A 21,196-nucleotide genomic window follows, 5' to 3' on the forward strand; every position below is an offset into this window, starting at 1 on the left:
CACGCGGAGCGGATCCGCCGGAAACCAGGTCGTGCACAGGCGATCAGCCCGGGAGCCGGACCGGCATCAGCAGATAGATGTACGGGCTCGACAGCGCCGCGAACGATCCGGAGTCGAGCACTTCCGGCTCTTCCTCCGAGGCGGGCAGCAGCACGGCGGGCCTGCTCGGCGTGGTGAAGCCGAAGGTGACCCGGTCGGCGTGCAGCGCGGACAGACCGTCGATGAGATAACCCGGATTGAACGCGATGGTCAGGGATTCGCCGCGGAAATCCGCCTCCAGCCACTCCTCGGCCCGGCCCGCGTCGTCGCCGCCCGCGGACAGCAGCAGGCCGTCGGCGGAGAACTCCAGCCGCACCTGCGCGCCACGTTCGGCGACCAGCGCGACGCGCTTGATGGCCTCGGTGAGCGCGGCGACGGCCAGGGTGGCGATCGAGGTGTGCTCCTTGGGGAGCAACTGACGGAACTTGGGGAATTCCGCGTCCAGCAGGCGGGTGGTGGTCCTGCGGCCCGCGTTCACGATGCCGAGCAGGCCGTCCGACCCCGTGCCGGTGCCGAGGGACAGCTGGACGGGCGCGTCGGAGGGGCCGAGCGTCTTGGCGGCCTCCGAGAGCGTTCTGGCCGGAATGAGCACCGAGGTCTCGATATCGGCCCGCGCCGGCTGCCATTCGATGTGCCGGACGGCGAGGCGGAACCGGTCGGTGGCCGCGAGCACGACCTGCGCCCCTTCGATCTCGACCCGGATACCGGTCAGCATGGGCAGGGTGTCGTCGCGGCCAGCGGCGACGGCGACCTGGCCGACCGCCTCCGCGAAAACATCCACACTCAGCGCACCGGTCTGCTCGGGAACTTCGGGCAGCTGGGGATAATCCTCCACCGGCATGGTCGGCAGGGAGAACTTCGCGCTGCCGCAGGTGATCAGCACGCGGGTGCCGTCGACGGAGACGTCGACGGGCTTGTTGGACAGCGCCTTGGTGATGTCGGCGAGCAGGCGTCCGGAGACCAGCACCTGGCCGGGGCCTGCGACCTCGGCCGCGACGCGCACCTGGGCGGAGACCTCGTAGTCGAAACCGGAGACGGTCAGGCCGTCCTCGTCGGCGACCAGCAGCACGCCGCCGAGTACCGGAACCGGCGGCCGGGACGGAAGACTGCGCGCCACCCAGGCGACGGACTCGGCGAAATCCTCGCGGGCGACCCGAAACTTCATGCTTGCAAGCTCCATGGCCCGATCTGTCCTCTCCCGGTTCCGTGATCTGTTGTCGGCTCGTCAGTGTCGGTGCTCGAAAGGGTCCTGCCGAATCGGCCGCCCTCGAAGTCTGGCACAGGCGACCGACATCAAACCGTACCCGCGCGAGGGACGTGCACCTAGCCCGACCCTCCGGTGCCGCGGATGGCCGAGCGTGAGCGAAGGCGAGTGGGGCAGGCGAGGGCGGATCGAGGAGGGCGCGCAGCGAAGCGCGTGAAGCCCCATGGCGATCGGACACGAGAACCGCGATCCGGGTCCGGGTCTGTCCCGTCGTCCTTGCCGGAAACCGGGAGCGCACCGCGACGTGCGTCGCTCGGCCGACTTTCCACACACCCTGTTTTGAAGAGAGATCTCTAATGAGAAGAACTGAAGTAGTAGTAGGCGCTGTGGATTCTGTGGACTGCGGCCGAAACCGCTGTTCAGGGGGCGTGGTGCCGTGGGGATGACCGCTGAGTGTCTCGAGGATGAACACCGGGCGTCTGTGGAGGTTGCGAGGTTGTCCCGGATTCATCCTCGAGCGCTCCTCGAGTTGTTCCACCGAATTCACCCGGTTGTGCACACATGTGCACGGATTCGTGGACAGCTCGAGGAATCCTCGAGGACTCCACACGGACTCCTCGAGGATTCCACAGGGCCAGATCCGGACACTCCCTGGTCAGCGGATGTGCGCAAGTCTGCCTGGGGAAACTGTTGAATTCGCCCTGTGAGGCAACCCGCGGGGGCGGTCGCCCCGACCTGTGCACGAATCGGTGGACAAACCGGTGGATTCCTCGAGGACTCCACAAGGATTCCTCGAGGAATCCACAACCCACAAAAAAGCACCGCCCCAGGTCAGGGGCGGTGCTCAGGTGTGGATGAGGCTCAGCGGGAGCGCTGCTTGATCCGGGCTGTGAGTTCCTGCACCTGGTCGTAGACGCGGCGGCGCTCGGTCATCTCCTTGCGCACCTTCTTCTCCGCGTACATCACCGTGGTGTGGTCGCGGCCGAACGCCTGGCCGATCTTCGGCAGGGACAGGTCGGTCAGCTCGCGGCAGAGGTACATGGCGATCTGCCTGGCTTGGGCCAGCGGCCGCGCTTTGCCGGGACCGGTGAGTTCTTCGAGCGTGGTGTTGAAGTACTCCGCCGTGACGGCCATGATCGTGGCCGCGTTGATCTCCAGGGCGGCGGTGTCCGGCATCAGATCGCGCAGCACCACTTCCGCCAGCGGGAGATCCAGCGGCTGGCCGTTCAACGAGGCGAAGGCGGTCACCCGGATGAGCGCGCCCTCCAGCTCGCGGATGTTGCGCTCCACCCGGCTGGCGATCAGCTCGAGCACGTCGTGCGGCACATCGAGCCGGTCCATCCGCGCCTTCTTGCGCAGGATGGCGATGCGTGTCTCCAGCTCGGGCGGCTGGACGTCGGTGATCAGCCCCCATTCGAATCGCGTCCGCAACCGCTCTTCGAGCGTGGCCAGCTGCTTGGGCGGGCGATCCGAGGAGACGACGATCTGCTTGTTCGCGTTGTGCAGTGTGTTGAAGGTGTGGAAGAACTCCTCTTGGATGCCTTCCTTGCCCTCGATGAACTGGATGTCGTCGACCAGCAGGATGTCGGTTTCGCGGTAGCGGCGCTTGAACGCGACCTTGCGGTCGTCGCGCAGGCTGTTGATGAAGTCGTTGGTGAACTCTTCGGTCGAGACATACTTCACCCGCATGCCGGGGAAGAGCCGCTGTGCGTAATGGCCCGCCGCGTGCAGCAGATGGGTCTTGCCCAATCCCGAAGCGCCCCAGACGAAAAGGGGGTTGTAGGCGCGGGCCGGGGCTTCGGCGATGGCGACCGCCGCGGCGTGCGCGAAGCGGTTGGACGCGCCGATGACGAAGGTCTCGAAGGTGTACTTCGCATTGAGACTGGCCGAGGACGTCGACGGAGCGGGCGATTCCTGCGACTTGGCGAAGTAGGTGGGCCAAGAGTTACGGACGTTCACCACGGGCTCGTCGTCCTGCTCGCCGCGCGGGTCGCCCACCGGCTCCCGCACCGGCTCCCGCACCGGCTCGTGCGCGAGGCCCGTGTCGTCGTCGGCGGTCTCGCGCATCGGCGCGCGCAGTGGGCCGCGCACACCGGCCGGCGACGGCTCGGGCGTGAACAGTGACTCCTGCCCCGGCGGGATGGCAGGCTCCCGTCGCGGCGGAAGCCCGGGTTCGCGGCGCGGCGCGGCGTCTTGCCCGGACATCATGGGCAGTTCGGCCGTCGTGGCGTACTCGCCGCGCGGCGGATAGTCGGCGTGCGCGTACTCCGGCTGGCGGTACTCCTCCGGCGCGGCGAAGTCCTGCCCGTACTCGGCGCCGGGGTAGTCGGAGCCGTCGTTGTACCCGGACGCCGCGGGGAAGTCGGTGGGCTGTGCATAACGCGGCCCCGGGTAGGCATCGCGTCCGGGGAACTCCGAACCCGGGTAGGCGGCCGGAGCCCGTCCCTCCCGAGTGCGCTCCGGCCTGCTCGTCATCCGTGCGTGCCGCGGCGTGTTGCTCTGCCGGTCGACGGTCGGTGTGGTCGGGGCGGCGATACGCACGCCGAGTCCTTCCACCTGAGGGCCGAGCCGGCGGCCGAGAGAGCGGAGGATGGGCTCGCGCAGATCGCGTTCGATGGCCTCCTGTGCCAGCGACGACGGCACGGAAAGCAGCGCGAATCCCTGTGCGACCGTCAGCGGCTTGACCAGCTTGAGCCAGGCCTGCTGTGCTCGGGTCACCGGAGGAATGGCGCCGTCGGGCGACCCGGTGGTCAGCTCGGTGACCACCTCGGGCCACACCGTGGCCAGCACGTTCTGCTCGTCGTCCATGCAGTTTCCTCCCCGGAGTAGGTCGATAGGAGCAGACGGCCGGGGCACGCGGGGAGTGTGATGCTCGGGGTCGGTCCCGTGATCCTGCGTACGTCCGTAACCGGTTCGGACGCTGCCCGGGTCCCCCATCTGGACAGCGGCGTGGCACCGTCGGCCCTACGAATATGCCACTCCAGGGGTCTTTCCACACAATTATCCACAGATGTGGAGAACCCTGGGGAGCTGTGGAACGCGCACACGCGCGGGAAGGGCAACGCCACGACCTGCGGTTCTGCAGCAATCGCCTGGCTAAGTACCTTAGTGGCGTGGGGCGGGCGATGGCTAGGGGTGTGGACGAACTCACGATCGTCACCGGAACGCCGAGTCCGGCGAGCCCGATTCGGCCTGGTCACCGGAGGCGAGCGAAGAGGTGGGCCGAGTTTGACCCGTCCCGAGCCGATCAGTACCCTCGTACAGTCACCCCTTGGTGCGGTGGCGGTCTTGTGCTGACCGCGTTTAGGTCGTGATCGACCGACTGTGCGCCAGGACCGACGCGCGCCGATGATGACCAGACCTGCGATTCATTCGCGCAATACACGTATCACCGACAACTTCGGGCACTACTCGGTGCCCGCCTACTCGAGGAGTGTTGACCGTGGCCAAGGGCAAGCGGACGTTCCAGCCGAACAACCGTCGTCGGGCGCGGGTTCACGGCTTCCGCCTCCGGATGCGCACCCGTGCGGGCCGCGCCATCGTCTCGGCGCGTCGCCGTAAGGGCCGCGCTTCCCTCACTGCCTGATCCTCGCTCTCGGACGCTCGGGTGTTGCCTGAGCCGTATCGGTTGCATCATCGTGCCGACTTCTCCCGGACGGTGCGCCGCGGCCAGCGAATCGGGAGGCGTGATCTGGTCGTGCATGCGCTCGCACACGGGTATGACGGAGTCGTGGGCGCGAATGGACGACACGATCAGATCCCGGGCGATGTGCTGGTCCGCGTAGGCGGACCGCGCTTCGGGTTGATCGTCAGCAAGGCGGTGGGCAACGCGGTGATTCGACATCGCGTCGCCCGCCGCCTGCGTCATATGTGCGCCCAGGTGGTCGACGAAGTGCCCGCCGAGACCGATGTCGTCATCCGCGCGCTTCCCGGCGCCGCGACCGCGTCGTCGGAGGACCTGCTGCGCCAGTTGCGCACCGCACTGCGCAAGCTCGGCGTCGGCGCCAAGGCGGGTATGTCGACGGGCGGCCCGGCATGAGCCTCTGGGCGAAAATCGCCGGACTGCCTGCGAACGTGCTGATCTTTTCGATCGAGCTTTATCGGACCTACGTCTCCCCCACCCGCATGCCGGTGTGCCGATTCACCCCGACCTGTAGCGAGTACGCGGTGACCGCACTGCGCACTCGGGGCCTGTTGATGGGGCTCGTATTGACGGTCGTGCGCTTGGCCAAATGCGCACCCTGGCACCCTGGTGGGTGGGATCCCGTCCCGGAGCGGAAGCGGAGCACGCATGGCGCCGAGCCGGCGGACGGGGCAGCGACCGACGCGACGTCGCAGGAGACGAGCCTGCCCGCCGGACCGCGGTCGGAGCCGAAAGCTTGTAAAGGATCGCCGCACGCGGTGATCGGCGACACGAACGACGGGAGTGCATAGAGCCGTGCTCGACTTCATCTATTACCCGGTGTCCTGGATCCTCTGGTTCTGGCATCGGGTCTTCGGGTTCGCGTTCGGCGCGGACAACGGTCTCACCTGGGCGCTGGCCGTGGTGTTCCTGGTGTTCACCTTGCGCCTGGTGCTCTACAAGCCGTTCGTCAAACAGGTGCGCACCACCAAGCAGATGCAGGAACTGCAGCCGCAGATCAAGGAGCTGCAGAAGAAGTACAAGAACGACCGCCAGAAGATGGCGCTCGAGATGCAGAAGCTCCAGAAGGAGAACGGCTTCAACCCGCTGATGGGCTGCCTGCCGATCCTCGCTCAGGTGCCGGTGTTCCTCGGGCTCTTCCATGTGCTGCGCTCGTTCAACCGCACCGGGCACGGCATCGGTCAGCTGGGCATGACGCCGGAGCAGAACGCGAACACCGCGAACTACGTCTTCAGCGCGACCGACGTCCAGTCCTTCCTGGCCGCCCGCATCTTCGGTGCGCCGATCTCGGCCTGGATCACCATCCCCACCCCCCAGCTGCAGGCCTTCGCCGACTACGGCGGCGTGCCGAGCAAGCTGAGCATCGCGCTCGTCGCGATCCCCTTGATGGTCATCGCCGGTGTGGCGACCCACTTCAACGCGCGTGCGTCGGTCGCGCGGCAGACGCCGGAAGCCGCGGCCAACCCGCAGGCCGCGATGATGAACAAGCTCGCGCTGTGGGTGTTCCCCCTCGGTGTGCTCGTGGGTGGTCCCTTCCTGCCGATCGCCATCCTGCTGTACTGGGTGTCCAACAACATCTGGACCTACGGGCAGCAGCACCTCGTGTTCGGTCGCATGGCGAAGGAAGAGGAAGCCAAGAAGCAGGCCAAGCTGGAGCAGCGCGCGCAGAACGCGCCCAAGCCCGGCGCCAAACCGGTCAACGTGAAGAAGAAGCAGGCCCCCGCCGCCGCTGCCGACACCGCATCGGACGAGGACGGTGCTGTCGCCTCGACGAACGGCACCGCGAAGCCGGCGAAGCAGTCGGCCGGCCCGCGGCGTCCGGCCGGGCAGAAGCGGCCGGGCAACCGGGGCCGGGCGAACCAGAAGCGCAAGCGCTGATCGCATTATCGGTGGGCCGAGCCGCCCACCTCGATCGCTGAGCTACCCCTTGATCGCGAATACCGCCCGGCGGCGATTGCCCGGCGCGCGCGATGAGCAGATGAAGGAAATCAAATGACTGTTGAGACCGACGGAGGGGACGCCACCGTGGCGACGACGACGGCGAACGCCGGAGCGGACACCGGCGATGTCGTGAGTGATGCCGAGGAAGCGCTCATCGAGGAAGGTGAGATCGCGGGCGACTATCTCGAGCAGTTGCTCGACGTATTGGACTTCGACGGCGATATCGATCTCGACGTGGAAGGCGATCGCGCCGTCGTGAGCATCGACGGCGGCCGTGATCTGACGAAGCTCGTGGGACGCAACGGCGAGGTGCTCGACGCGCTGCAGGAGCTGACTCGTCTCGCTGTCCAGCAGGCGACCGGAGTGCGCAGCCGGCTGATGCTGGACGTGGCGGGGTGGCGGGCCAAGCGGCGCTCGGAGTTGAGCGAACTCGGCGCGGCCGCGGCGCAGCGCGTGCTGGAATCCGGGGAACCGGAGTCGCTGGCGCCGATGACTCCGTTCGAGCGCAAGATCGTGCACGACGCGGTGGCGGCTGTGGCGGGCGTCAGCAGCGAGAGCGAGGGCGTCGAACCGAACCGGCACGTGGTGGTCGTTCCCGGCTGAGACGCGGGCATCCCCGGAGCGGGCGGCATGTTTCGCAGCCTGGAGGGGTAGTGGTTGGATAGGGCCTCTGGTCTTCGGACCGGGGGCCTTGTTCGTGTCCGGAGCCCGATAGCTCGCTCGTAGACCGACCCGAGTTCGGAAGGATGTTTCACGTGGAACGAGATCTCGGTGGAACCACCGCGGAACCCGCGGAGCTGGAGCCACCCGCGTCGGCGGCCACCGTCTTCGGCGACCGACTCGATCTCGCGCGTCGATATCGCACGGCGCTCGCCACCGCGGGCGTGGAGCGCGGGTTGATCGGCCCGCGCGAGGTGCCTCGCCTCTGGGATCGCCACATCCTCAACTGCGCGGTGCTCGGCGAGTTGATCGCCGAGGGCGCGTCCGTGGTCGATATCGGTAGCGGTGCGGGCCTGCCCGGTATCCCGCTCGCGATCGCGCGGCCGGACCTCCGGATCACCTTGGTCGAACCGCTGCTGCGCCGAACCGTCTTCCTGAGTGAGTTCATCGAATCGGTGGGGCTGGACGTGACCGTGGTGCGAGGACGCGCGGAGCAGTCCGGCGTGATGAAGGAAGCCGGTGGCGCGGATGTCGTCACGTCGCGCGCGGTCGCCCCGCTCGCGAAACTTGCCCAGTGGTCCCTCCCTCTCCTCCGCGACCACGGGCACATGCTCGCCCTCAAGGGTGCGAGCGCGGCCGAGGAACTCGAACGTGATGGCGATGCGCTGGCGAAGGCCGGAGCAGGAAACGCGGTCGTGCTCGAATGCGGCGTCGGTCTGGTGACGACCCCCACGATGGTGATCAGTGCGGAGCGTCTCCCCCGCGCCGAGCGAGCCACCCGGCGTCGTGCCGAACGAGCGGTCGAACGTGACGGGAAGACGGCTCGCACCGCGACGACAGAGCGTGCGCGTAAGCGTGCGGCACGCAAGGCCAAGTAGAAGCACCGTTCGCGGCGGCGGTGCATTAGACCCTGGACCCGGGCACGTTTCGTCACCCTGACGGAACGGTTCGGTTGGGCGCAATGCGCGCGAGATTCCTCGTGGCGGTTCGCCTGGGTGTACGCGTGCACTCGGGGCATAGTGCGAAGGCGTCTGCCGTTCGGGCGTGGGATACGGATACAACTACGCCCCCGTCTTGTAGCTCGCCCACACACGCAACCTGCCGATGTTTCACGTGAATCAAAGCGGCGCGGGGCATCCCGACGCGGGATCTGTTGAGCATCAGCTATCGAGAGGTGCTCATGCGTCGCTGAAGGTTTCACGTGAATCAAAGCCCGGCCGCCGAGCGGTCTCTGCTCACGGGAACGGCGCGAGTTGCTAACCGACCTGAGTAGCCGTCGGCCCGGGGATGTTTCACGTGAATCCAGACCCTGCGGGCCGACGCTGTACTAAGGAACAGCGCGAGTTTCTGACCGACTGAGTAGTCACCCCCCCCGGGGCGTTTCACGTGAATCAAGCCCGGAGAGCCGCCTGCGCGTGCGGGAGAAGCGGGAAAGTTCTGAGCGCACCGGAAGTCGCCGCTGAGTAGGTTTCACGTGAATCGGTGCGAGTCCATCGGATCTCGTGTGGAGATGGACAGCGTCTCCACGGCCTCGGCGCACAGTTCGGCTCGGCTGGTCGCGGATGGCCACTCGTAGTTGCCGTTCGATCCCCTTGCCCGAAACGCTCCGGGCGGACGTCAGTTCGCACGACGGCGACCGTCTCGCGCAAAGCCCCGGGGCAATGTTTCATGTGAAACACCCCGCGTGTCGGCGCGAATTCATGCGGTTTTGCGTGTCGCTTTGCGCCTCGCCGCGATTCAGCTTTCTTAAACCGCTCGGTGCTGGCAAGCTAGTGGGCGTCGGGCGTGAGCGTAGGTGCCACGAGGGATCTGGTTGTCCAGCGGCGAGCAGCTCCGCTCGGTCGATCGGGCGCCGCGAAGCCGGTTGTGCATCGTGTTCGAACCGACAAAGGCTGTTGCAGATACGACGCCGACCCGTTCCGTCGCGCGCGTGTTCTGAAGTTTCTCGGGTTAGGAGCTGTCTATGTCGAGCGGTCCGGCGAATGTTTCACGGGAAACAGCGTCGCGTGTGCCGGGGATGCTGGACTCCAGCAATTTCGACACGGAGGCCTTCGGAAGTACACCGTTCGGACACATCTCTCCGAGCGAGACCCCGATAGCCGCCGAAGCCCAACGTGCGAGTCAGATCCTCCATCCAGGAAAGGCGACTGTGCCGAAACCTCATGAGCAACGGATCATCACGATCGCCAACCAGAAAGGCGGCGTCGGGAAGACGACCACCGCCGTGAATCTTGCGGCGGCTCTGGCGCATCAAGGGATGACGGTGCTCGTGATCGACCTCGATCCGCAGGGCAACGCCAGTACCGCCCTGGGCATCGAGCACCATTCGGGTGTCCCCTCCAGCTACGAACTGCTCATCGGCGAGGTCTCGGTCCGGGATGCCATCCAGACGAGCCCGCACAGTGAGCGACTCCTGTGCATCCCCGCGACCATCGACCTGGCGGGCGCCGAGATCGAACTCGTCTCGATGGTGGCCAGGGAGGGACGCCTGAAAGCCGCGATCCAAGAGGCGAATATCGCCGGATACGACATCGACTATGTGATGATCGACTGCCCGCCTTCCTTGGGCCTGCTGACGGTCAACGCGCTCGTCGCGGCGAAAGAGGTGCTGATTCCGATCCAGTGCGAGTACTACGCGCTGGAAGGTGTCGGTCAGCTGCTTCGCAATATCGGATTGGTGCAGGCGCACCTGAACCCGGAATTGCACGTCTCGACGGTGATCCTCACGATGTACGACGGCCGCACCAAACTGGCCGACCAGGTCGCCGAGGAGGTCCGTGGGCACTTCGGTGACGTCGTGCTGCGGTCGGTGATTCCGCGCAGCGTAAAGGTGTCGGAGGCACCCGGTTACGGCATGACGGTGCTCGATTATGATCCAGGCTCCCGGGGCGCGATGAGCTACCTGGACGCCGGACGCGAGATGGCGGCCCGCGCGGTGGCCCCGCGCGTCGCCGCGAAGTCGGCGGAGTGACTCGGCAGGCCGGGCCGGAGCTCGGCACGATCGGGTTTGGTGGCGGAACGAGGAAGGGGTCGGTAGACCGATGAGTCAGGCGAAGAAGGGTGGGCTCGGGCGCGGTCTCGCCGCGCTGATCCCGACGACACCGACGGCAGCACCGGGCCTCAGCAGCGCTGCGGCGAGTGTCATCGGTCTGGACCCCGTCGGGCCGCAGCCTCCCTCCACCTACTTGCATCGGGTACCCGATCCGGCCGACAACGCCGATCTGGAAGCCGGCGGCGCGGTCTATCGGGAGATCCCGCCGGACCAGATCGAGCCGAACCCGAAGCAGCCGCGCACGGTCTTCGAAGAAGACGCACTGGCCGAGCTGGTGCATTCGATCCGCGAGTTCGGTTTGATGCAGCCGATCGTGGTGCGCCGGACCGAACCCGGCGTGGACCGCTATCAGCTGGTCATGGGCGAGCGGCGTTGGCGGGCCTGTCAGGAGGCGGGCCTGACCGCGATTCCCGCGATTGTCCGGGAGACCGCGGACGAGTCCATGCTGCGCGACGCTCTGCTGGAGAACATCCACCGGGTGCAGCTGAACCCGCTCGAAGAGGCGGCGGCCTACCAGCAGCTGCTGGAAGAATTCGACGTCACCCACGAGGAATTGGCTGCTCGAATCGGCCGCTCTCGCCCGGTCGTGACGAATATGATCCGTCTACTGAAGTTGCCGATCCCGGTGCAGCGCCGGGTCGCGGCGGGCGTACTGTCCGCCGGGCACGCGCGGGCACTGCTCGGTCTCGAAGCGGGTGCGGACGCTCAAGAGGTGCTCGCCGCCCGAATCGTCGCCGAGGGACTCTCGGTCCGGGCTACCGAGGAAGCCGTCATGTTGGCGAACCGAGAGCAGGACGCGGCCGCGCCCTCTCCCGTCGCCCGGCGCAAGCCGATCGAGATGCCAGGCCTACAAGCCGTAGCCGATCGACTGTCCGGCTCCTTCGACACCCGGGTCCTGGTGAGCATGGGCAAGCGCAAAGGCAAGATCGTCGTCGAGTTCGGGTCGGTCGAAGACCTCGAACGGATCGTCGCCCTGATGGAGCGGAACGCACCCTGAGTGTGACAGAAGTGACCAAATTCAACTTGTGGTTTCGATAGGTGCGGGTTCCCGGCCGAAACGTCACTGTGACGGCACGGTTCCGCGCGGCCGTGGAGCGTAGATCGCTCCCGGCGGAGCAACACAAGTTCTTCCGACCAACAGCACAGCGACATGGAATGAGGCAGGTTCCCGTTGATCGCTTATTCTTGCTGGCGAGCAAACATTGATGCGACGTGAGCGTGGATGAATCGGACAGCTGGAGGCTGAGCAGAGCGGTGTCGACCAGCGTCACAGCACTAACCCTCGGCGGACTGGAGAAGCTTCCCGCGCATGCGCGGCGCTGTGTCTTCTGGGAGATGGACCCCGCGGTGGCCGAGGACTCGCGCAACTTCAGCGATCCGATGTTCGAGAAGGAAGCCTGGCTGTCCACGGTCATGCTGGAGTGGGGTTCGTGCGGGCAGGTGGCGCACGTGGACGGCAACGTCGCGGGCTGCGCCTTCTACGCGCCGCCGAGTGCCGTGCCGCGCGCGACGCTGTTCCCCACCTCCCCCGTGAGCCCGGACGCGGTCCTGCTGACCACGCTGCGGGCCGAATTCCCCTATCAGGATGCCGATATCTCCCACCGCCTGGTGCAGGCCGTGGTGGCCGATCTGGTGCGCCGCGGCGTGCGCGCCTTGGAGGCGTTCGGTATCCGCACCGACCCGACGACGCAGGCGCTGTCGGACCGGTCCGGCTCGATGACGCTGCTCGAGCGGATCGTCGCGCCGATCAAGAACGCGGGCCCGGCCGGCGCGAGCACCGAATGCTCCCCCGAGAGCTGCATGATCGACGCCGATTTCCTGGAGGATGTCGGCTTCGAGGTCGTGGCCCCGCATCACCGCTTCCCGCGCTTGCGGTTGGAGCTCGCCTCCGATCACGGCTGGAAGGAAGACGTCGAACGGGCCCTCGATCAGCTGCTCGCGGCGGCGTCGATGACCGCCCCCACCCGGATCGGAGCTCGTTGAGTTGAATGCCGAAGCGCCCCCTACCGATCGAAAGGGCAGGGGGCGCTTGGGTTTACGAAAGACCGATGGGCTACATGCGGTCGGCTGCGGCCAGCTCCTCGGCCAGCAGTTCCGCGAAAGTGTATGTGCCGGTGGGCTGATCGTCCTGTCCGAGCAGATACAGCCGCTTCACCGAGATCAGGATGGCTTCGGCGATCACGTCGCGCATGCGCGGATTGGTGAGTACCGAGGCATCGTATTCGTTTGTCAGATAACCGATGTCGACCTGCACGGTGGGCATCTTGGTGAGCCGCAACAGGTCCCAGGTCCGCGCGTGGGTCCTGCAGTCCTGCAAGGAGGTTCGGGCGACGACCTCGCGCTGGATGAACCCGGCCAGCACCTGTCCGATCATGGACACCGAGCCGTGCGAGTTGCCGAAGTAGAACCCGGCTACGCCGTTGGCCAGCGGGCTCGGGTTGACCGCGCAGCGCAGCGAGATCATCAGATCGGCATCGAAGGCGTTGGACGTTTCCGCACGTTCGGCGTCGGTGGGGTTGGCGCCCCACGGCCGCGACAGGAAAGTCTCCATGCCCGTGGCCGCCATCCGGCCCTCCAGACGGCTGGCGAGGTCCCACAGGATTTCCGACTCGTAGACGTCGCCGTACTCGGTGGGCACGGCGCAACCCTTGTCCGGGCCGCCGAGACCGGGATCGATGACGATCCGCTTGCCGGTCAGCTGCGGCCCGGCCCGGTGCACGACTTCTTCCTCGGCGATCCGGTGGGGATTGCCTCCGGTGACCCTGGCGCCGAGCAGATCCAGCGAGCGCAGCGTGTCGGGGCCGCAGATGCCGTCGGCCGACAGTCCGATCTCCCGCTGGAAGGCGGTCAGCGCGTCATGGGTGTGCGGACCGAAATAGCCGTCGACGCGGTGCACGTAGAAGCCGAGGTCCTGCAGCCTGCGCTGGAGCGTGGCCACGTCGTCGCCGTACAGCGGCGCGGAAAGCTGATAGATCAGCGTGCGCGCGCCGAGCCGATACGACGCTTCCTTCAGTGCCCGGTAGGTCGCCGGGCCGACCACGCCGTCGACGAGCAGACCGCGATGCTGCTGGAACGCGCGAACCGCGGAGTCGAGGTGATGGTCGAAGGAGACCTCGGTGTCCTTCCAATACTCGCGTGCGTCCGCGTTGTCGGCCGCGATGTGCGCGTGTAGGAACCCGAGGCTTGCCAGGGTGCTCCGAACCTCTGCTACGGCTGGACCGGAATCGCCGTGACGAAGTCGGTGCATGCGTGAGAGCCCTTTCCTTCCGTCAACCCGCGGGTTACCCACTCATGCGATGGGCTACACCTTCGCACGACCGGAACGTCGGTCGATTGTCTCAGACCCGGACCGGGTTTCGACAATCCCCGGGTCCAGGCATCCTACGGCGCGCCCTCAGATGACGTCTTCGAGTTCGCGCAGAAGAGCCGCCTTGCCCTTCGCTCCGACGATCTGCTTGACCGGCTTACCGCCGCGGAACAGCATCATAGTGGGCAGCGAGAGGATCTGATAATCGCGGGCGGTGCTGGGGTTGGCGTCCACGTCCAGCTTCGCGACGGTCAGCTTGTCCGCGTGCGTGCCCGCGATCTCTTCCAAGACGGGCGCGACCATCTTGCACGGGCCGCACCAGTCGGCCCAGAAATCGACGAGGACGGGCTTCTCACTCAGCAGCACGTCGTCGGCGAAGGACGCGTCGGTGACGGTGACCGTGTTGGCGGACTCGGACATGGTTGTTCTCCTTGCGATACAGCGAGACGAAAGTGTGTGGCTCGTCCGGCGCGAGCTCAGTTGGCGGCCACCGACTCACCCGCGTGGGCGAGGGTGTTGGACGTGATGTCGCCCTGCTCGGCCAACCAGCGCTCGGCGTCGATGGCCGCGCGGCAGCCCGTGCCCGCGGCGGTGATCGCCTGCCGGTAGGTGTGATCGACCAAGTCGCCCGCGGCGAAGACACCGGGGATGTCGGTCGCGGTTGTCGGGTCCTTCACCAGCACGTATCCCTCGCTGTCCAAGGCGACCTGGCCTTTGACGAGTTCGCTGCGCGGGTCGTGGCCGATCGCGACGAACAGGCCGGTGGCGGGCAGCTCGGAGGTCTCGCCGGTGCGGGTGTCACGCAGGGTCAGGTGGGTGACGCTGTTCTCACCGTGCACCTCGGCCACTTCGGCGTTGAGCACGAACTTGATCTTCTCGTTCGCCTTCGCGCGTTCCAGCATGATGCGGGAGGCGCGGAACTCCTCGCGTCGGTGCACGATGGTCACGCTGGAGGCGAACTTGGTCAGGAAGGTCGCCTCTTCCATCGCGGAGTCGCCGCCGCCGACCACCACGATGTCCTGGCCCTTGAAGAAGAAGCCGTCGCAGGTGGCGCAGGCGCTGACACCGCGGCCGAGCAACCGCTGCTCGCCGGGAACGTTCAGGTAGCGCGCGGCCGAGCCCATGGCGAGGATGACGGCGTAGGCCTGGAAGGTCTCCCCGCCGACGACGACCTTCTTGATCGGTCCGCTCAGGTCGACGGCCTCCACGTCCTCGGTGCGGATGTCCGCGCCGAACCGCTTGGCCTGCTCGCGCATCTCCTCCATGAGATCGGGGCCCATGATGCCGCCGCGGAAACCGGGGAAGTTCTCGACCTCGGTGGTGGTCATCAGCGCACCGCCGAACTGGGTCCCCTCGAACTGCAGCGGCTGGAGCTCGGCGCGGCCAGCGTAGACGGCGGCCGTGTAGCCGGCGGGGCCGGAGCCGATGATGATCAGATCGCGAACTGGCGCGCCGGTGTCGCTTTTTTGCTCGCTACGCTCGCTCATGGGGCCCTTCCGGGGAGATTCGATTCGGACGTGTCGGTCAACAACAGGGTAATGGCTGTTGTTCCCGCGTCGGCGGCGTCACACCGCCCACGTGGTCCAGATCGCAAGGTCAGCCGATGTCCTGCAGCGCCTTCCGTTGTGGATCACCGGTGCCGCAACCGGTTCCGACGACCAGCGCGGTGATCTTGGGCGGCCGCCCCACCGCGGTGATCTCGGGCTGCTGGGGGCCGGTGAGCAGGATGAGCACCGCGTTGCCGCCCTGGAAGCGGATGTCGGTCGAGCCCAGGATCGTGCGGTCGAGACCGTTCGCCCGTACGCAACGCTCCAAAGCGTCCGAGCCGGCCAGCGCTCCGGTGACGTTGTGCCTGCCCAGTGCGCCCAGGGCCACGGTGGCGGTGAGATCCTCGCCCCAGTCGTCGTTGCCGGTGGTCGGCTGGGCGGTGGGCGCGGGGGCGTCACCGCTGCGGGTTGTCGAAACCCAGACGCCCGCGCCGACGACCGCGACGATCGCCGCGGCCGCCGCGGCGAACCAGCGCAACCTGCCGCGGCGACGCTCGTCCGAAGCCACCGGAGTCGATTCGGAAACGTCTGCCTCGCCGGTGGTTTCGATCACCCGTCGGGACGCAAGCCCATGAACCGTGGCGCCATCGGGCGGCTCCAGCTCGTCGACGAACCGAGCGAGGCGGGCCGCCACGTCGTCCGGCATGGCATGGACGATGCGCTCGTCCCGGCCCAGGGCACGCAGTTCGGCGCTCACCTCGTCCAGCGCGTGCAGATACCGCACCGCCTCCTGGTCGCGCGAGACGCTCGGCCACAACCGCTCGCGCTGCTGCGGCGTCACGTTGCCGGCATGCAGGTCGGCCAGGAATTCGGGCGTGAACGGAGGCTCCGGCACGGACTCGGTAGCCATCGCACCTCCGTTGTTCGCATCGGACATCGCGGGGACCCCTTCGCCGACGGGGCCTGTCTCTGATTCGTTCAGTGGTTCGTCACTGTTAATGACGCATCCCAACTACCCCCGGTTCCCCGGATCACGCAGAAAATCCAATCGCTCTTTCAACCGCTGCCGTGCGCGAGCGCACCGGCTTTTGATCGTCCCCTCGGGCACGCCGAGCAACGCCGCCGCCTCGGCCACGCTATACCCCTCCACATCCACCGCCACCAGCGCGGTCCGCTGATCCGGCGGCAAGGAGAACAATGCCCGGTCGATGACCAACGACATCTCCGCCTCGGCCATCTCGTCGCGGGTGTCCTTCGGCTCCGGCAACGATTCCGGCGACAGCGACAACGCGCGCCTGGTCTTGTTGCGCCGGATCCGGTCCAGGCACGCGTTCACCACGATCGCGTGCAACCAGCTGCGCACTTCCGCTTCCGCCCGGAACGAGCCCGCGGTGCGATGTGCCGACAAGAGCGCGTCCTGGAGTGAATCGGCCGCGTCCTCCCGGGTGTAGGAGGTGCGCAGCGCGGTCTGCCACAGGTGATCGTTGTGTCTGCGCAGCAACTCCGCGAACGCGTACCGTTCACCGGCGACATGCGCTCGCAACAACTCCACGTCGGTGCGTTCACCGAGTTCGGGGGAACGCTCGCGAAACATCACCGGCTGCGACGCCCCCCTGCCGAGCTCCTCGTTCACTTCCGACGACAATGCCAACCCCTTGGACAGCCCTCACGGCGGCAACGGGCATGGTCGACCATCACCGAGACTTCGCAGCATCCAGGAACGAAAACGCCAGAACCTGGGAAGCTCCCCTGCTGAGAGCGCTCGAAGATCATATCGCCCGTAACGTTTTGGCAGCAACCAAGTGATCGGGCCGGATACGGAGGATTGCGCGGCGCTCGATACCGCGTTACGAGGGGGCTCGCACCGCCGAAGGCGCGGCCCGGACCGGCTACGGCGCGGCGTCGAAACGGATGTCGGCGATGGCGGTCTGGAACTGTCCTCCGGAATTCCCCAGTCCGGTGATCCAGACGAGCACGTAGCGGGCGGCTTGATCGGCGCGCACCGGGATGTCGGTGACGCCGTCGTCCAGCCGGGCGGAGCCGATCAGCTGGGTCTGATCCAGCGTCGGGGAGCCGGTGGGCGAAGTGCGGATCTCCACCGAAGTCCCCGCGCTGGGCGAGTTGATCGAGACGTTCGTGAGCTTCGCGGGGGCCGGCAGCGTGGCCAGCAGACCGACCCCCTTCTTGAGTGCCGGGAACTGCTGGAAGTACTGATCGGTGCGCCACTGGGTGCCGGGATCGTTGTCCAGCACCGCGTGCACGTTGGCGACACCGTCGGCGGTGCCCTCCGGCGAGAACACCGATACGCCCGTCACCGGGACCGGCACACCCGTCGAGGTGAGGCCGGGACCAGCGGCGGCGGGCGTCGGCGCTGGCTGGTTGTTCGTCGTCAGGCCGATATTGCGCTGTTCGTTCAGCGGCGCGTCGGACGCGCTCGGCGCGAACACGCTGACCATCCACCAGATCACGACGCCGACCACCAGCGCGGCGAGGATGCCGAGGCCGACCATGATCCACATCATCCGCTGGGAGCGTTCGCGTTCGGCCGCGAGCAGTTCCGGATCGGCCAGCGAGTCGTCCATATTGGCGGGAGCGCGCTGGCCGAGCCGCAGCACCGGGATGAAATCGGTCTTCTGATCGACCACCGAGGCCTGCTCCAGCACATGCTGGACCGTCGCCGCCGTCCGTACGCCCTTGTTCGACTCCAGTGAGCGCACGGCGACCGCGGAGATCTCGAACGGCACTTCGGGACGGATCTGGCGCGGTTCCACCGGCGTGCCGTCCGGGCCGAAATCGGCCGGCCGCAGGCCGCCGACGGTCGCGGCGGCGCCGCTGACACCGCCCGAGCGGATCGGCCAGCGGGCCGTGATCAGCGCGTAGAGCATCGCGCCGAGACCGCGTACGTCGGACTGCGCGTCGGAGTCGGACAAGGTGCCGGGGAAGGCGAGCACGGCGTCACCCGAGGCGCTGATGCGCACCCGATCGGGATGGTCGATGGACAGCGATCCGCCGCCGCGGTGCGCCAGCTCGGCCGCCGAGGCGAGGGCGCGGATGGCGCGTGCCGCACCGATCGGGGAAGGCACCGTCTCGGCCATCTCGCGCAGCGAACGGCCCGGCGTCCATTCCGCGACCACGATGCCGCCGGAGCTGCCGCGCACGACGTCGAGCACGCGGGCGAGGCCGGGCGAGTTGATCCGGCCGAGGCGCAGCGTCCTGGACAGGATCGCCTGGGGACCGTCCTGCCCGGAGTTCTCCGTCGCCTTCTGGTCGGCGTCGACGAAGGTCAGCGCGACCTCACGATCGAGTTTGATGTCCAGCGCCTGCCAGAACTTCAGGCCGCGGGCGCCGCCGTGACTGGCCAGCAGGCGGTAACGGCCGCCCGCCACCGACGCGCCCGGAATCAGCTTGGGACCGCGCGGGATTCGCCGTGCGCCCAGATTCTCGCCACCCATCGGCGGCATCTCCGGCGAGCCGACGGGGATCATCCCGGTGTCGTACATCGGATCGCGCGGCGGCAGCTGGTTGTCCTGCGGCCTCGCCGCGTTCTGCTCCGGCCCGGCGGTGCCCGGTTCCTTGTTCGCGTACGCGGGATCCAACGGCTCCCCCGCGGTCGGCGGTACATCGGTGGACAGTCCGCCGGGCGTGGTCGCAGAAGAATCGGCGGCTGGGACGCCGCCCACCGCGTCGTCGCTCACCCTCGGTCCTCCTTCGCCCTGGTATGTCGAGGTTCCGGCGAATTCGCCACTTGTGCTTCTCTGCCGAACAGGGTACGGGAACTCACCCATGCCGGTGCGGTCAACGGCATCGGGTCTGATCACAGGAAGCACCATGGTCTGGGCGTCCATGTACGGATCGAACCGCGGGTATGCCAAGTACGGGTCGGGCCTGCGCAGCACCTGCGTGACGTACGGATCCTCGACCGGGCTCTCCAGGTCGAGTTCCGGCGCGGGCGGGGTCCAGCCGAGGCGCCGCGAGACGGACACGGTGATGGCGACGATCTCCGGAATACCGGCGAGTCGCATCAGGCCGAAGGCCACCGCGAACATGACGATCGCGGTGATCGCCACCCGGATCAGCGAACCGGGTCCGCCGAAGGACGCGGTCAACCGATCCAGGCCGAGTACCCGGTCCACGATCCACATCACCGCGCCGCCCGCGAGTGACGCAAGTACGACACGGGTCACCGTTCGGCCGACGTTCGCCATGCGCAGGTCACCGAGACTGCGGTGCAGCAGGAAACCGCCCACCACGGCGCCGACCGCGAAGCCGAGTCCGTTGGCGACGCCGAGCGCGACCACCACGTGCTCGGCGTCGGTGACGACCGGGGCCAGCGCGGAGAAGACGATCTTGGCCGCGGTGATGCCGAGGATGATCCAGGTGGGAATCCACGCCTGCTCCCTGGCGTAGAACACGCGCAAGTGGATCAGCACCAGCGAGTACGGGATCAGCGCGAACGCCGACCAGCTGACCGCGAGTCCGAGACGTTCGGCGTCGGATCCGAAATTGCCGTAGCCGTAGAGCGCCTGCCCGACCTGCGGACCGGCCAGCGTGAAGAACGTGACCACGGGGACCAGCGCGATCATGGTCAACCGGGTGGCGGCGGAGAGATCGTCGACCACGGCGGGCGTGTCGTCGGCGGCGGCGTTGCGGCTCAGCCGGGGCATGATCGCGGTGAGCACCGTGACGCCGAGCACGCCGTAGGGCAGTTGCAGCAGCAGCCACGCGTTGTTGTAGATCGCCGGGCCGGCCTCGTCGGCGTGCGCCGAGATGCGGGTGGCGAAGACGAAACCCGCCTGGCTGATCAAGACGTACAGGATGATCGCCGCGCCCATGCCGCCGAACTGCTTGAGGCGATCGTCGATACCCCACAGCGGCCGCAGGTCGATGCCCGCCCTGCGGATCGCCGGAACGAGGCTGACCGCCTGCACCACCACGCCCAGCGTGACGCCGACGCCGAGCACCAGCAGCTTCGGGTCGCTCATGCGGACCGGGTCCAGCGTGATCTCACCCGGCATCACGACGTACAACCCGAGCACGGTGAGGACCACCAGGTTGTTCAGCACCGGAGCCCATGCGCCGGGTTTGAACATCTGCTGGGTGTTGAGGATCGCCGTGAGCAGCGCCGACATGCCGTAGAACAGGATCGCCGGCAGCAGCAGGAAAGCCAGCGCCGTGGTGAGCGCGGTGTTGACCTGGCCGTCGTCGGGCAGGAAGACGTATGTGGTCAGCACCGGCGCCGCGGCGGTCGCCAGCAGCGCGGCAGCGGCGAGGACCACGAAAGCCGCGGTCACCAGGCGCCGGACGAAGGCCGCTCCCCGGTCGGGATCCTCCTGCTCCGCGCGCACCAGCGTGGGCACCACGATCGCGGTGAGCACCGCGCCGAGCACCAGTTCCGCGATCATGTTCGGGATCTGGCTGGCCACGGTGAACGCGCTGGCGATGGCGGGGCCGAGCACGGTCAGCAGCAGCAGCTGCTTGCCGAACCCGGTGATCCGGCTGATCAGCGTCGCGAACGCGATCGACCCCGAATCGCTCAGCAGCCGGGAGGTCGCACTCTGCTTCGAAGCCTCCGCTTTCGGCGGCTCCTCGGTGGCGGTGGCAGCCGGCCACTCACTCGTCCGTGGGCGATCCGGTTGCGCGGGCTCGTGCCGGACCGGGGCGGCCGGTCGTTGCCGCGGCGGCGGGAACTGCTGCGGCTGCGACGGGGCGTAGCGCGGCGGCGGCACCCGATCGGATTCCGGCGGGACGGCGGGCATCGCCGCCGGGATCGGACCGGATTGCGGGGGCCGCGGGGCAGCCGGAATCGCTCCGGAAAGGGGTGCGCGTGGCGCCGCCGGGATCGGACCGGATTGCGGGGGCCGCG

At 67.6% G+C, this 21,196-nt stretch carries 17 protein-coding genes; 9 read left to right on the forward strand and 8 right to left on the reverse strand.

Translation table 11 applies throughout. The features are described from left to right. Positions 1-43 precede the first annotated feature (43 nt). Entirely contained in the window at positions 44-1,219 is a 1,176-nt protein-coding gene (dnaN, locus tag ACH49X_RS09400; protein WP_195079578.1) for a DNA polymerase III subunit beta, read from the reverse strand. 885 nt (positions 1,220-2,104) lie between these two features. Then, positions 2,105-4,180, reverse strand: coding sequence for a chromosomal replication initiator protein DnaA (gene dnaA / locus ACH49X_RS09405; protein WP_397069386.1), 2,076 nt, complete (start codon positions 4,178-4,180; stop codon positions 2,105-2,107). Positions 4,181-4,685: 505 nt separating this feature from the next. On the opposite strand from dnaA, the gene rpmH reads away from it, so the two are divergent. The 9 genes from rpmH to ACH49X_RS09450 all read left to right on the forward strand — a co-directional run bounded on the left by rpmH (position 4,686) and on the right by ACH49X_RS09450 (position 12,522). Beyond that, a complete protein-coding gene (rpmH, locus tag ACH49X_RS09410) occupies positions 4,686-4,829 on the forward strand; it encodes a 50S ribosomal protein L34 (RefSeq protein ID WP_006550910.1) in 144 nt (47 codons plus the stop codon). Between the two features lie 21 nt (positions 4,830-4,850). Continuing rightward, positions 4,851-5,282: a ribonuclease P protein component gene (gene rnpA / locus ACH49X_RS09415; RefSeq protein WP_195079576.1), complete on the forward strand. Its 432-nt coding sequence runs from the start codon at positions 4,851-4,853 to the stop codon at positions 5,280-5,282. Then, positions 5,279-5,677: a membrane protein insertion efficiency factor YidD gene (yidD, locus tag ACH49X_RS09420; protein ID WP_195079575.1), complete on the forward strand. Its 399-nt coding sequence runs from the start codon at positions 5,279-5,281 to the stop codon at positions 5,675-5,677. Before rnpA ends, yidD begins: the two co-directional genes overlap by 4 nt. Positions 5,678-5,681: 4 nt before the next feature. After that, entirely contained in the window at positions 5,682-6,764 is a 1,083-nt protein-coding gene (yidC, locus tag ACH49X_RS09425) for a membrane protein insertase YidC (RefSeq protein WP_357106872.1), read from the forward strand. A 114-nt stretch (positions 6,765-6,878) separates the two neighbouring features. Continuing rightward, positions 6,879-7,430: a protein jag gene (locus tag ACH49X_RS09430; protein ID WP_323124346.1), complete on the forward strand. Its 552-nt coding sequence runs from the start codon at positions 6,879-6,881 to the stop codon at positions 7,428-7,430. Between the two features lie 143 nt (positions 7,431-7,573). Next, positions 7,574-8,365: a 16S rRNA (guanine(527)-N(7))-methyltransferase RsmG gene (gene rsmG, locus ACH49X_RS09435; protein ID WP_195079573.1), complete on the forward strand. Its 792-nt coding sequence runs from the start codon at positions 7,574-7,576 to the stop codon at positions 8,363-8,365. Between the two features lie 1,139 nt (positions 8,366-9,504). Then, positions 9,505-10,458 (forward strand): ParA family protein, encoded by a 954-nt coding sequence (locus ACH49X_RS09440; RefSeq protein WP_397069391.1) that lies wholly within the window; start codon positions 9,505-9,507, stop codon positions 10,456-10,458. 70 nt (positions 10,459-10,528) lie between these two features. Further along, positions 10,529-11,536: a ParB/RepB/Spo0J family partition protein gene (locus tag ACH49X_RS09445; RefSeq protein WP_195079571.1), complete on the forward strand. Its 1,008-nt coding sequence runs from the start codon at positions 10,529-10,531 to the stop codon at positions 11,534-11,536. 257 nt (positions 11,537-11,793) lie between these two features. Further along, on the forward strand, positions 11,794-12,522 hold the full coding sequence (locus ACH49X_RS09450; RefSeq protein WP_195079870.1) for a GNAT family N-acetyltransferase: 729 nt from the start codon (positions 11,794-11,796) through the stop codon (positions 12,520-12,522). Between the two features lie 70 nt (positions 12,523-12,592). On the opposite strand, the gene ACH49X_RS09455 is transcribed toward ACH49X_RS09450, so the two are convergent. The 6 genes from ACH49X_RS09455 to ACH49X_RS09480 all read right to left on the reverse strand — a co-directional run bounded on the left by ACH49X_RS09455 (position 12,593) and on the right by ACH49X_RS09480 (position 21,089). Continuing rightward, positions 12,593-13,786 (reverse strand): N-acetylmuramoyl-L-alanine amidase, encoded by a 1,194-nt coding sequence (locus tag ACH49X_RS09455; RefSeq protein WP_195079570.1) that lies wholly within the window; start codon positions 13,784-13,786, stop codon positions 12,593-12,595. A gap of 147 nt (positions 13,787-13,933) precedes the next feature. Further along, complete coding sequence (trxA, locus tag ACH49X_RS09460) at positions 13,934-14,266, reverse strand: thioredoxin (RefSeq protein ID WP_067810231.1); 333 nt, start codon at positions 14,264-14,266, stop codon at positions 13,934-13,936. Positions 14,267-14,322: 56 nt separating this feature from the next. Continuing rightward, on the reverse strand, positions 14,323-15,333 hold the full coding sequence (gene trxB / locus ACH49X_RS09465) for a thioredoxin-disulfide reductase (RefSeq protein ID WP_067810229.1): 1,011 nt from the start codon (positions 15,331-15,333) through the stop codon (positions 14,323-14,325). Between the two features lie 109 nt (positions 15,334-15,442). Then, positions 15,443-16,243, reverse strand: coding sequence for a hypothetical protein (locus ACH49X_RS09470; protein WP_357207532.1), 801 nt, complete (start codon positions 16,241-16,243; stop codon positions 15,443-15,445). A 102-nt stretch (positions 16,244-16,345) separates the two neighbouring features. After that, positions 16,346-16,927 (reverse strand): RNA polymerase sigma factor SigM, encoded by a 582-nt coding sequence (gene sigM, locus ACH49X_RS09475; protein ID WP_195079869.1) that lies wholly within the window; start codon positions 16,925-16,927, stop codon positions 16,346-16,348. Positions 16,928-17,222: 295 nt separating this feature from the next. After that, positions 17,223-21,089: a lipid II flippase MurJ gene (locus ACH49X_RS09480; protein WP_323124344.1), complete on the reverse strand. Its 3,867-nt coding sequence runs from the start codon at positions 21,087-21,089 to the stop codon at positions 17,223-17,225. Positions 21,090-21,196: the final 107 nt, after the last annotated feature.

Origin of the sequence: Nocardia sp. NPDC019323, assembly GCF_044389845.1 — a bacterium.
Lineage (GTDB): Bacteria > Actinomycetota > Actinomycetes > Mycobacteriales > Mycobacteriaceae > Nocardia > Nocardia implantans.

Bases quoted from the DNA above. Each gene is read 5' to 3' on its own strand.
- dnaA (WP_397069386.1), bottom strand. From the start codon at position 4,180: ATGGGGGACCCGGGCAGCGTCCGAACCGGTTACGGACGTACGCAGGAT.
- trxB (WP_067810229.1), bottom strand. From the start codon at position 15,333: ATGAGCGAGCGTAGCGAGCAAAAAAGCGACACCGGCGCGCCAGTTCGC.
- ACH49X_RS09470 (WP_357207532.1), bottom strand. From the start codon at position 16,243: ATGGCTACCGAGTCCGTGCCGGAGCCTCCGTTCACGCCCGAATTCCTG.
- ACH49X_RS09480 (WP_323124344.1), bottom strand. From the start codon at position 21,089: ATGCCCGCCGTCCCGCCGGAATCCGATCGGGTGCCGCCGCCGCGCTAC.
- rsmG (WP_195079573.1), top strand. From the start codon at position 7,574: ATGTTTCACGTGGAACGAGATCTCGGTGGAACCACCGCGGAACCCGCG.
- ACH49X_RS09440 (WP_397069391.1), top strand. From the start codon at position 9,505: ATGCTGGACTCCAGCAATTTCGACACGGAGGCCTTCGGAAGTACACCG.
- ACH49X_RS09430 (WP_323124346.1), top strand. From the start codon at position 6,879: ATGACTGTTGAGACCGACGGAGGGGACGCCACCGTGGCGACGACGACG.
- sigM (WP_195079869.1), bottom strand. From the start codon at position 16,927: ATGTTTCGCGAGCGTTCCCCCGAACTCGGTGAACGCACCGACGTGGAG.
- ACH49X_RS09455 (WP_195079570.1), bottom strand. From the start codon at position 13,786: ATGCACCGACTTCGTCACGGCGATTCCGGTCCAGCCGTAGCAGAGGTT.
- ACH49X_RS09445 (WP_195079571.1), top strand. From the start codon at position 10,529: ATGAGTCAGGCGAAGAAGGGTGGGCTCGGGCGCGGTCTCGCCGCGCTG.
- yidD (WP_195079575.1), top strand. From the start codon at position 5,279: ATGAGCCTCTGGGCGAAAATCGCCGGACTGCCTGCGAACGTGCTGATC.
- dnaN (WP_195079578.1), bottom strand. From the start codon at position 1,219: ATGGAGCTTGCAAGCATGAAGTTTCGGGTCGCCCGCGAGGATTTCGCC.
- trxA (WP_067810231.1), bottom strand. From the start codon at position 14,266: ATGTCCGAGTCCGCCAACACGGTCACCGTCACCGACGCGTCCTTCGCC.